The sequence below is a fragment of the Pseudomonas sp. SDO55104_S430 genome, assembly GCF_054070595.1.
The window spans coordinates 22,414-34,208 of record NZ_JBSVXG010000048.1 but is presented as its reverse complement, the minus strand read 5'-3'; the positions used below and the strand labels follow the sequence as shown (position 1 = coordinate 34,208).

11 protein-coding genes are annotated in these 11,795 nt (G+C 59.0%); 10 read left to right on the top strand and 1 reads right to left on the bottom strand.

Features of this window, described 5'->3' with window-relative positions:
• Positions 1-92: 92 nt before the first annotated feature.
• The 8 genes from ACW9JE_RS11525 to aceA all read left to right on the top strand — a co-directional run bounded on the left by ACW9JE_RS11525 (position 93) and on the right by aceA (position 8,317).
• Positions 93-539, top strand: coding sequence for an NUDIX hydrolase (locus ACW9JE_RS11525; protein WP_457432802.1), 447 nt, complete (start codon positions 93-95; stop codon positions 537-539).
• A 59-nt stretch (positions 540-598) separates the two neighbouring features.
• A complete protein-coding gene (mnmA, locus tag ACW9JE_RS11520) occupies positions 599-1,744 on the top strand; it encodes a tRNA 2-thiouridine(34) synthase MnmA (RefSeq protein WP_224541951.1) in 1,146 nt (381 codons plus the stop codon).
• The gene (hflD, locus tag ACW9JE_RS11515) at positions 1,741-2,364 is read left to right on the top strand and encodes a high frequency lysogenization protein HflD (RefSeq protein WP_224541953.1); all 624 of its coding nucleotides are present in this window, start codon (positions 1,741-1,743) and stop codon (positions 2,362-2,364) included. The genes mnmA and hflD overlap by 4 nt, the downstream gene beginning before the upstream one ends.
• 127 nt (positions 2,365-2,491) lie before the next feature.
• Complete coding sequence (gene purB / locus ACW9JE_RS11510; RefSeq protein WP_457432801.1) at positions 2,492-3,862, top strand: adenylosuccinate lyase; 1,371 nt, start codon at positions 2,492-2,494, stop codon at positions 3,860-3,862.
• Between the two features lie 87 nt (positions 3,863-3,949).
• Positions 3,950-5,119, top strand: coding sequence for a ribosomal protein uL16 3-hydroxylase (locus tag ACW9JE_RS11505; RefSeq protein ID WP_457432800.1), 1,170 nt, complete (start codon positions 3,950-3,952; stop codon positions 5,117-5,119).
• Positions 5,112-5,537: a GNAT family N-acetyltransferase gene (locus tag ACW9JE_RS11500; protein WP_224541960.1), complete on the top strand. Its 426-nt coding sequence runs from the start codon at positions 5,112-5,114 to the stop codon at positions 5,535-5,537. The genes ACW9JE_RS11505 and ACW9JE_RS11500 overlap by 8 nt, the downstream gene beginning before the upstream one ends.
• Positions 5,538-5,756: 219 nt before the next feature.
• A complete protein-coding gene (locus ACW9JE_RS11495; protein ID WP_457432799.1) occupies positions 5,757-6,515 on the top strand; it encodes a secretin N-terminal domain-containing protein in 759 nt (252 codons plus the stop codon).
• Between the two features lie 476 nt (positions 6,516-6,991).
• A complete protein-coding gene (gene aceA / locus ACW9JE_RS11490; protein WP_020799541.1) occupies positions 6,992-8,317 on the top strand; it encodes an isocitrate lyase in 1,326 nt (441 codons plus the stop codon).
• 118 nt (positions 8,318-8,435) lie between these two features.
• Here aceA and ACW9JE_RS11485 read toward each other — a convergent pair whose 3' ends face one another.
• Positions 8,436-9,959: an MFS transporter gene (locus ACW9JE_RS11485; protein WP_457432798.1), complete on the bottom strand. Its 1,524-nt coding sequence runs from the start codon at positions 9,957-9,959 to the stop codon at positions 8,436-8,438.
• Positions 9,960-10,637: 678 nt separating this feature from the next.
• On the opposite strand from ACW9JE_RS11485, the gene ACW9JE_RS11480 reads away from it, so the two are divergent.
• Positions 10,638-11,051, top strand: coding sequence for an NADH-quinone oxidoreductase subunit A (locus tag ACW9JE_RS11480; protein ID WP_077045930.1), 414 nt, complete (start codon positions 10,638-10,640; stop codon positions 11,049-11,051).
• A gap of 10 nt (positions 11,052-11,061) precedes the next feature.
• Positions 11,062-11,736, top strand: coding sequence for a NuoB/complex I 20 kDa subunit family protein (locus ACW9JE_RS11475; RefSeq protein WP_224538158.1), 675 nt, complete (start codon positions 11,062-11,064; stop codon positions 11,734-11,736).
• Positions 11,737-11,795: the final 59 nt, after the last annotated feature.

Here is an 11,795-nt window from a genome sequence, read left to right as displayed (position 1 = left end):
AGTCAATGAAAGTGTTGAATGATCCACCGCATTCGCGAGCAAGCCCGCTCCCACAGGGGTTAGTGTTTCACTATTCAAAATCGAGGAACCCCATGGACTGGCAACCCCACATCACCGTCGCCACCATCGTCGAGGACAACGGCCGCTTCCTCATGGTCGAAGAATCCAAGCACGGCCGTAACGTGCTCAACCAGCCCGCCGGTCATCTGGACCCGGACGAAACACTGATCGAAGCCGCCGTGCGCGAAACCCTCGAGGAAACCGGCTGGGACGTCGAGCCGACCAGCGTACTCGGCATTTACCTCTACACCGCCCCCAGCAACGGCGTGACCTATCAGCGTGTCTGCTTCATCGCCAAACCACTCAAACACCGCCCCGACTACCAACTGGACGAGGGCATCGTCGGCGCCAAGTGGTTGACCCGCGAAGAATTAATCGAGCAGCGCGACAACTGGCGCAGCGAGCTGATCATCCGTTGCATCGATGATTATCTGGCCGGTAATCGCCACAGCCTCGAATTGATCCGCCCTTCCCTTTAGCCTTGCGCGCGCGAGCCTGATAGAATCGCGTCCTTTTTCAAGACACTCATTGAATTCCTATGCGTGATCCAGCCCCTTCTGATACACAAAAGAAGCGCGTCATTGTCGGCATGTCCGGCGGCGTGGACTCTTCCGTTTCCGCTCTCCTGCTGATCGAGCAGGGTTACGAGGTGGAAGGCCTGTTCATGAAGAACTGGGAAGAAGACGACGGAACCGAATACTGCACCGCCATGGATGACCTGGCGGACGCCCAGGCCGTGTGCGACAAGATCGGCATCAAGCTGCACACCGCCAACTTCGCCGCCGAGTACTGGGACAACGTGTTCGAGCACTTTCTGGAAGAGTACAAGGCCGGCCGCACGCCGAACCCGGACATCCTGTGCAACCGCGAGATCAAGTTCAAGGCGTTCCTCGACTACGCCATGATGCTCGGCGCCGACCTGATCGCCACCGGTCACTACGTGCGCCGGCGCGACATCGATGGCCGCACCGAACTGCTCAAGGGCCTGGACCCGAACAAGGACCAGAGCTACTTCCTGCACGCCGTCGGCGGCGAACAGATCGCCAAGACCCTGTTCCCGGTCGGCGAACTGGAAAAGCCCGAAGTGCGTGCGATTGCCGAGAAATACGAGCTGGCGACCGCCAAGAAGAAGGATTCCACCGGGATCTGCTTCATCGGCGAGCGCCGCTTCACCGACTTCCTCAAGCAGTACCTGCCGGCGCAACCGGGCGAAATCAAAACCACCGAAGGCGAAGTCATCGGCCGTCACCACGGCCTGATGTACCACACCATCGGCCAGCGTCAGGGCCTGGGTATCGGCGGCTTGAAAGATGCTGGCGACGAGCCGTGGTACGTCCTGATCAAGGACCTGGAGCACAACGAGCTGATCGTTGGCCAGGGCAATGATCATCCGTACCTGTTCGCACGCGCCCTGCTCGCCTCGGACATCTATTGGGTCAACCCGATCGACCTGAGCCAGCCGCGCAAACTGACCGCCAAGGTCCGCTATCGTCAGAGCGACCAGTCCTGCACCCTGGAAAAGACCGCCACCGGCTATCGTGCGACCTTCGATGACCCGCAACGCGCAGTCACCCCGGGTCAGTCCGTAGTGTTTTACGACGGCGAAATCTGCCTGGGCGGCGGCGTGATCGAAGTGGCTGAGCCATGGACCAGCAAGGGCGCACTCAAAGGCGAACAGCAATGAGCCCCATTCAGGAGCAACTGACGGCACTGGGCGGCGTGTTTCTCGCCGCGGTGCTGGTGGACAGGATCGCCAAGACCGGCCAGACCAACGAGGCCGGCCTGACCTGCATGCTCGGCAGCCTGCTGATCCGCGACCCCAAGGACACCCTTGAAGTCTACGGCGGCGACGACATCAATCTGCGTGAAGGCTACCGAGCCCTGGTCGGCGCCCTCGAACGCGACCCGAGCGCCCTGCAGCGTGAACCGTTGCGTTATGCACTGTCGATGCTCGGCCTTGAGCGGCAACTGTCCAAGCGCGACGACATGCTCGACATCATCGGCAAGCGCCTGCCGCAGATTCAGTCTCAGGTCGATCATTTCGGCCCGGCCCACGAAAACGTGGTCGCCGCCTGCGGCGCGCTGTACCAGGACACCCTGAGCACCCTGCGCCAACGCATTCAGGTCCACGGCGACATGCGCAACCTGCAGCAGCCGAGCAATGCCTCGAAAATCCGCGCCCTGTTGCTGGCCGGCATCCGTTCGGCACGCCTGTGGCGTCAACTGGGCGGCCATCGCTGGCAGCTGGTGATCAGCCGGCGCAAATTGCTCAAAGAGCTTTATCCGCTGATGCGCAGCAGCTGAAACGCACCGGCGACACCCTTTTGTAGTCTGTAACGCGTAATACGCTGGTCAGTTGGCAACGGACCAGCGGATTTTTTCATGTATGATACGCGCCCCATTTCGTTGCCCGACTGTCCGAGAACACCCCATGCAGCTCTCTTCGCTCACTGCGGTTTCCCCTGTTGACGGCCGCTACGCCGGCAAAACCCAGGCCCTGCGCCCAATTTTCAGCGAGTACGGCCTGATCCGTGCCCGCGTCCTGGTTGAAGTGCGCTGGCTCCAGCGCCTGGCCGCTCACCCTGCCATCAGCGAAGTGCCGGCGTTCTCCGCCGAAGCCAACGCTGTGCTCAATGCCCTGGCGGACAACTTCTCTCTGGAGCACGCCGAGCGCGTCAAAGAGATCGAGCGCACCACCAACCACGACGTCAAAGCCATCGAATACCTGCTCAAAGAGCAAGCGGCCAAGCTGCCGGAACTGGCCAAGGTCAGCGAATTCATCCACTTTGCCTGCACCAGCGAGGACATCAACAACCTGTCCCACGCCCTGATGCTGCGCGAAGGCCGTGATGACGTAATGCTGCCGCTGATGCGCCAGACTGCCAACGCCATCCGCGAACTGGCCCAGCGTTTTGCTGACGTGCCAATGCTGTCGCGCACCCACGGTCAACCGGCTTCGCCGACCACACTGGGCAAGGAACTGGCCAACGTGGTTTACCGCCTGGAGCGCCAGATCGCTCAGGTCGCCGCCGTGCCACTGCTGGGCAAGATCAACGGCGCCGTGGGCAACTACAACGCTCACCTGTCGGCCTACCCGGAAATCGATTGGGAAGCCAACGCCCGCGCCTTCATCGAAGACGAGTTGGGCCTGGGCTTCAACCCGTACACCACGCAGATCGAACCGCACGACTACATTGCCGAGCTGTTCGACGCGATCGCCCGCTTCAACACCATCCTGATCGACTTCGACCGCGACATCTGGGGCTACATCTCCCTGGGCTATTTCAAACAGCGCACCATCGCTGGTGAAATCGGTTCCTCGACCATGCCGCACAAGGTCAACCCGATCGACTTCGAAAACTCCGAAGGCAACCTGGGCATCGCCAACGCACTGTTCCAGCACCTGGCGAGCAAGCTGCCAATCTCCCGCTGGCAGCGCGACCTGACCGACTCCACCGTACTGCGTAACCTCGGCGTCGGCTTCGCCCACAGCGTGATCGCTTACGAAGCCAGCCTCAAAGGCATCAGCAAGCTGGAGCTCAACGAGCAGAAAATCGCCGCTGATCTGGACGCTTGCTGGGAAGTCTTGGCCGAGCCAATCCAGACCGTGATGCGCCGCTACAACATCGAGAACCCGTACGAGAAGCTGAAAGAACTGACTCGGGGCAAGGGCATCAGTCCTGAAGCGCTGCAGACTTTCATCGACGGCCTCGAAATGCCTGAAGCCGCCAAGGCTGAGCTGAAACTGCTCACCCCGGCGAACTACATCGGCAACGCCGTGGCGCAAGCCAAACGCATCTGATCCACCGCTAAACCATTCAAAAGACGCCCGGCCGCGCCGGGCGTTTTTATTCCCGTATGAAAAGCGCATTTTTTCAATAGGTTACACATGAATCCTGACATCCCTCTTCAACTTCTGGGCGGTATCACGGCACGGGAGTTCCTGCGCGACTACTGGCAGAAAAAACCGCTGCTGATCCGTCAGGCGATTCCTGATTTCGAAAGCCCGATCGACGCCGACGAACTGGCCGGCCTGGCACTGGAAGAAGAAGTCGAATCGCGTCTGGTCATCGAGAACGGCGAGCGTCCATGGGAATTGCGTCGCGGCCCGTTCGCCGAAGACGAGTTCAGCAAACTGCCGGAGCGCGAGTGGACCCTGCTGGTGCAAGCGGTCGACCAGTTCGTGCCGGAAGTCAGCGAACTGCTGGAAAACTTCCGCTTCCTGCCGAGCTGGCGCATCGATGACGTGATGATCAGCTACGCCGCACCGGGCGGCAGCGTCGGTCCGCACTTCGACAACTACGACGTGTTCCTGCTGCAAGGCCACGGCAAGCGCAGCTGGAAAATCGGCCAGATGTGCAACACCGAAAGCCCACTGCTGCAACACGCCGACCTGCGCATCCTCGCCGAATTCGAAGGCACCGATGAATGGGTTCTGGAACCGGGCGACATGCTCTACCTGCCGCCACGCCTGGCGCACTGGGGCGTCGCCGTGGACGACTGCCTGACCTACTCCGTGGGCTTCCGCGCACCGAGCGCTTCGGAAGTGCTGACTCACTTCACCGACTTCCTCAGCCAGTTCCTGTCGGACGAAGAGCGTTACACCGATGCCGACGCTCAGCCGGTGTCCGACCCGCATCAGATCCAGCGCGACGCCCTCGATCGCCTGAAGAGCCTACTGGCCGAGCACATGAGCGACGAGCGCCTGCTGCTGACCTGGTTCGGCCAGTTCATGACCGAGCCACGCTACCCGGAACTGGTGGCCGGTCCGGAGGAAGTCGAAGAAGAGGACTTCCTCAGCGCACTGGAAGATGGCGCGGTGCTGATCCGCAATCCAAGCGCACGCTTGGCCTGGTCGGAAGTCGATGATGACCTGCTGCTGTTCGCCAGCGGCCAGAGCCGTTATCTGCCGGGCAAACTGCGCGAGCTGTTGAAGATGATCTGCGCCGCCGACGCCCTGCATGTCGACAACCTCGGCGCCTGGCTGAGCGACGAAGATGGCCGCGGCCTGCTGTGTGAACTGGTCAAGCAAGGAAGCCTGGGGTTTGCCGATGAATAAGATTCACGTACGTGTCGCAGACTGGCAAAAGGACAACGCCGAGATCCGGCGCATTCGTGAAGCGGTGTTCGTCGCCGAGCAATCCGTTCCGCCAGAACTGGAATGGGATGCCGACGACATGACGGCCGTGCATTTCCTCGCCCTTGAAGGCGACTTTCCTATCGGCACCGCACGCCTGCTGCCTGACGGTCACGTCGGCCGAGTGTCCGTCCTCAAGGACTGGCGTGGCCTGAAAGTCGGCGACGCACTGATGCATGCAGTGATCGACGAGGCCGAAAAGCGCGGGCTGAAACAGCAAATGCTCAGCGCCCAGGTCCAGGCCACGGCGTTCTACGAGCGCCTGGGTTTCAGCATGGTCAGCGAGGAATTCCTGGAAGCAGGGATTCCTCATGTCGATATGGTTCGTCATTCGGCTTGAGACCGATGCGCGACCATCGCGAGCAGGCTCGCACATTGGAATGCATTTCCCTGTGGGAGCGAGCCCGCTCGCGATGAGGCCCTAAGAAACACCCCAAAACGCCCCGCCATTTGCCAATGCCGGGGCGTTTTGCTGTCTACGATTCAATTAGCCCCACGCGACGCCGACAAACTGGATACCCTCGCATCCACAACACCTTTCATCGCGGAGATAACGGATATGTCCCTACGCACCCTGCTCACCACGCTGCTGGTGGCCTGCAGTTTTTCGGTCATGGCGGCCACCGAAATCGTGCCCCTGAACTATCACACCAGCGCCGACATGTTGCCCGTGGCACAGAATTTCATCGGCAAGGACGGTCAGGTCAGCGCCTACGGCAATCAACTCATCGTCAACGCCGATCAGCGCAAGATCGACGAACTTAAAGCCCTGATCAGCCAACTCGATACCGCACCAAAGCGCCTGCTGATCACGGTCGACACCAATGAAAACAACTTCCAGGGCGACCAGGGTTATTCGGTCAACGGCAACAAACCGCAGGTCCGCATCATCAATCGCAGCACCGACAGCCGGGACGGCGGCATCCAGCAGGTCCAGGCCACCGACGGCATGCCGGCGCTAATCCAGGTCGGCCAGAGCGTGCCGCTAACCAGCAGCCAGACTGATTCCTACGGCGACCTGCGCAGCGAGACCGAATACCGCAACGTCACCCAGGGTTTTTACGTCACTGCCAGCGTCACCGGCGAGATCGTCCATCTGTCGATCAGTACCAACCGTGACCGCATGAGCCAGGAACGTCCCGATGTAGTGAACGTCCAAAGTACCGACACAACCGTCACCGGGCGCGTGGGTGAATGGATCCTGCTGGCCGGCATGAATGGCCAGACCCAGGCCGATAAACAGGGCCTGGGCCGCAGCTACTCTACCCAAAGCCGCAACGACATGACCCTGCGGGTGAAAGTCGATACTTTGGACTGAGACACCGAAAACTGACTGACAAGTCGTATTAGACCAAAGATGTAGTGCTTGAAAAAAAGCACTACAAATTGTTTGACGGGGCAAAAAAGCGAAGGCATGATGGCCTCGCTCCCGCTAATCAGAGGCCCTGGCAAGGGCCTTCGAGGCGATGTTCGCACCTACCCCCGCGAACCGCTTCGTGTCTGTACCGCCCACAAGGTGTGTTTGACGAGGTTGCCGACTGGAACGAAGTTGTCCCGAGGGACGGAAGCGTAATTTAGGTAACCCGGCACCACACTGATGTTCGTACCAAGGCCCACGACGCCCGAATGCGCCCGCAGTTTTCGCCTTTACCTGCTCACTTCCCCTCGAGCCCATCGTTCATCCCGTCGCCATCCCCGCCGAACCGACCTGACCACCCGAGTCTCTGGTCAGCGAGCGCATGAATATTCCACCGCAGAATAACTTTTCATAAAGACGCGACGAGGTTTATCTCCATGGCACTGACACGCGAACAGCAAATTGCAGCCCTTGAAAAAGACTGGGCTGAAAACCCGCGCTGGAAAGGCGTGACACGCACCTACTCCGCTGCTGACGTCGTCCGTCTGCGTGGCTCGGTTCAACCAGAGCACACCTTTGCAAAAATGGGCGCCGAGAAGCTGTGGAACCTGGTTACCCAGGGTGCCAAGCCAGCCTTCCGTCCTGAGAAAGATTTCGTCAACTGCATGGGCGCCCTGACCGGCGGCCAGGCCGTACAACAAGTCAAAGCCGGCATCCAGGCGATCTACCTGTCGGGCTGGCAAGTGGCTGCGGACAACAACTCCGCCGAATCGATGTACCCGGACCAGTCGCTGTACCCGGTGGACTCGGTTCCAACCGTGGTCAAGCGCATCAACAACTCGTTCCGTCGTGCCGACCAGATCCAGTGGAAAGCCGGCAAGAACCCGGGCGATGAAGGCTACATCGACTACTTCGCGCCTATCGTGGCTGACGCCGAAGCCGGTTTCGGCGGCGTACTGAACGCCTACGAGCTGATGAAGAGCATGATCGAAGCAGGCGCCGCCGGCGTTCACTTCGAAGACCAACTGGCTTCCGTGAAGAAATGCGGCCACATGGGCGGCAAGGTATTGGTTCCTACCCAGGAAGCCGTACAGAAGCTGACCGCTGCCCGTCTGGCAGCTGACGTCGCCGGTACTCCGACCATCATCCTGGCCCGTACCGACGCCAACGCGGCTGACCTGCTGACTTCCGACTGCGACCCGTACGACCAGCCATTCGTGACTGGCGAGCGCACCCAGGAAGGCTTCTACAAAGTACGCGCTGGCCTGGACCAGGCGATCGCCCGCGGCCTGGCTTACGCTCCATACGCCGACCTGATCTGGTGCGAAACCGCCAAGCCGGACCTGGAAGAAGCCCGTCGCTTCGCCGAAGCGATCAAGAAGGAATACCCGGACCAACTGCTGTCGTACAACTGCTCGCCTTCCTTCAACTGGAAGAAAAACCTGGACGACGCGACCATCGCCAAGTTCCAGCGCGAACTGTCCGCCATGGGCTACAAGCACCAGTTCATCACCCTGGCCGGCATTCACAACATGTGGCACAGCATGTTCAACCTGGCGCACGACTACGCCCGCAACGACATGACTGCCTACGTGAAACTGCAAGAGCAGGAATTCGCCGACGCCGCCAAGGGCTACACCTTCGTGGCTCACCAGCAGGAAGTGGGCACCGGCTACTTCGACGACATGACCACCGTGATCCAGGGTGGCTCGTCCTCGGTAACCGCGCTGACCGGTTCTACTGAAGAAGAGCAGTTCCACTGATTGACCGCTCATCCGAGCATTGGCCCTTGCGGACCGAGTAAAAGCTAACCGCAAAGCCAACGATCTGAAGCCCCGACTGGTTCGGGGCTTTTTTTCGTCGATTGCATGGGTTGTTGTTTCAACGATCCTCTGTCGTGGTTCGCACTCGCAAGAACCGGTATGCAATCAGTTCAAATATCACGATCAGCCCCGTCATGAAGGCGCTGGTCGTCATCACGCCCTGCGTGAAAGCAGTGTTGGCCTCCTGCAGAATTTGCTCAGCCATTTCTTCAGGAAGAGTCTGACTGACGGCGTGAGCACCTCCCAACGTCGCAACCGCAGCCACTACATGTTCGGGCACGCCTTCGGGTACCGACAGAGACAATCGATAAAGCGCCGCTACCGCCCCTCCGATCAACGTAGTCCCCAGCACCACACCGACCTCGTAAGCCGTTTCGCTGACAGACGAGGCACTACCGGCGCTTTCGGCCGGTACAGCGCCTAATACAAGGTCGTTGGACACGGTGGTGATGGCAGCAATACTCGCGTTGAGCATCACGAACGCCACACCCACGATCAGCGCCGTAGTTTCAAACAACGCCATCATCGCGAAAGCTGCAGCAGCCAGTAGCAAGCAACTGGCAATAACCCTGTCCGGTGGATTTTTTTGCGCAACCGGCACGATGGCAAGGCCCGCTGCAATCGCCAGGATCTGCCCAGGCACCAGAATCAGGCTGGCCAGCAACGGGGACAACCCGAAGACCAGTTGCAATAACTGAGTGGCGAAGAAGATGAAGCCAATCAGCAGGCCCAGACTCACAAGGTTTACCGCAATGGACACGCTGAAGGCTGAAGAGCCGAACAACTCAAGATCCAATAGCGGCTGCTCCAACCTCAACTGGCGACGGACAAACGCTACGCCCAGCAATAAGCCGCAAAGCGCCCAGAGTAAAACCTGGCCGTCGAAGCCAACGGTTGCCAGATGCTTGAGGCTTAGCATCGCACTGGTCATCGCACCCAGGCTCAGCAGGATGCTTAGATAATCGATCGATCTGTCAGACTGCCTTGGCGACTCGGTAATCATCGGCGCGAGGAGCAGCACCGGCAGCAGGAATGGCAGAGCGACAAGAAAAACCGATTGCCAATCGAAATACTCCAGCAGCACGCCGCCCAGCAATGGGCCCAAAGCCGACCCTAAGGTCAGGCACATAGCCCAGAGAGCCACTGCCAGGCGCCGCTCCCCCCGATCCTCGAATGCGGTACGAATCAGGGCCAGGGTCGCGGGCAAGATCATCGCGCCGAAAAAGCCCAAGACCGCACGCCCCGCGATCAGATGCCAGGCCTGCTGCGAAAACACCACACCCGTCGACACCACAGCGACCCCGATACACCCCACACAAAGCATGCGTCGATGCCCGAATCGATCTCCAGCACCGCCCATGGTCACCAACAACCCGGCCAGCACCAGAGAATAAGCGTCGATCATCCACAATTGCTGGGCAGCAGACGGATTCAGTGCGGCAGCTATTCGAGGTAATGCGAAATTGAGAATTGTGTTATCGATGGTCACCAGAAGGACCGGAAGCAGGATCACCAGCAAGGCTGCGCCTTTCGAGCGATCCTGGAGGATGGAGACAAGGGGTGGGGTTGTCGCTGGCTGCATCTATCAGCTCCAGAATTTCCATATTCAGGTGTTCATTTCTGAACCGCCTTTCGAGCTGTAGATTACCGAATACGGGTTCGCGGCCCAGCGGGAGAACCGACACAGAACAAAAATGGAGACCGATCTCACGTCAGCGCGCGAATGGCCTGTAGGACGTTTCCCACCCCCTCCCCCTGTAGGAGCGAGCACGCTCGCGATGGTCGCCAACGATGACGCTGGCGTCCTGACACCCCGCGGTGTCTGAACCTCCATCGCGAGCATGCTCGCTCCTACAGGAATCGCGCCGAGGCAGCGTCACCGCACACACCAAAACCGCCCGAAACTCACACCCGCGCTACTTGTTGTAACGCACATATAAGCCAACTTTCCCAAGCACCTCACATAAAACAGTTTGAAAACCACTTCAAACAATAATAATTATCATTTAGCCGAAAACATGTTCGTTACATTACCTACAAAACATAATTGACGAAAAATCGGCTAATGCCCGCAACGCAAGGGCTACAGGGGGTTTGGGGATAGGGGATGTCCTTATTCCTATAAATAATTTCGCTATAGGAATTTTACTTGCAGGGTGTTTAGCCATAAAATCAGCGGGATTGATTGCTGCGACATATCGTCACTGCATTGTTTCTTTTCAAGCTCAGAGACCTTTGCTCTCTGTTAAGGATTACCAGCATGCCCGAAGCGACAGGACTCATGGCCCACAACTGGGGCTTTGCCATTTTCCTTCTAGGCGTCATCGGCCTCTGTGCCTTCATGCTGGGTGTATCCAGCCTCCTCGGGTCAAAAGCCTGGGGACGCAGCAAAAACGAACCGTTCGAGTCCGGCATGCTACCTACAGGTGGCGCCCGCTTGCGGCTCTCTGCCAAATTCTATCTGGTCGCGATGCTCTTCGTGATCTTCGATATCGAAGCCCTCTTTCTCTTTGCATGGTCTGTGTCCGTCCGCGAAAGCGGCTGGACCGGATTCGTCGAAGCTCTCGTTTTCATAGCAATTCTGTTGGCAGGTCTTGTCTACCTATTCCGAGTGGGCGCCCTTGACTGGGCTCCGGAAGCTCGGCGCAAGCGGCAAGCGAAGCTGAAACAATGAGGCTTTGGCAATGCAATACAATCTCACCAGGATCGACCCCGATGCTCCTAACGAGCAGTATCCGATTGGCCAACGGGAAACCGTTTCCGATCCGTTAGAAGATCAAGTCCACAAAAACATTTTCATGGGCAAGCTCGAAGACGTGCTTAACGGCACGATCAACTGGGGGCGCAAGAACTCCCTGTGGCCGTATAACTTCGGCCTTTCGTGCTGCTACGTGGAAATGACCACCGCCTTCACGGCGCCCCACGACATCGCGCGCTTCGGCGCCGAGGTTATCCGGGCATCACCGCGTCAGGCGGATTTCATGGTTATCGCCGGTACCTGCTTCATCAAGATGGCGCCGATCATCCAGCGTCTCTACGAGCAGATGCTCGAACCGAAGTGGGTTATCTCCATGGGTTCGTGCGCAAACTCCGGTGGCATGTACGACATCTACTCTGTGGTTCAAGGAGTGGACAAGTTCCTGCCCGTGGACGTTTACGTGCCTGGCTGCCCTCCTCGCCCTGAAGCTTTCCTGCAAGGCTTGATGCTGTTGCAGGAGTCGATTGGCCAGGAGCGTCGCCCACTTTCCTGGGTCGTTGGCGATCAAGGCGTTTATCGCGCCGACATGCCATCGGAAAAGGAAAAGCGCCGCGAACAGCGTATTCAGGTCACCAACCTGCGCAGCCCCGACGAAGTCTGATCCAGTTCCGCTGTTTCAAAGAAACGAAAAACTGGCTTCATTCTTTACGTTGACCGAAA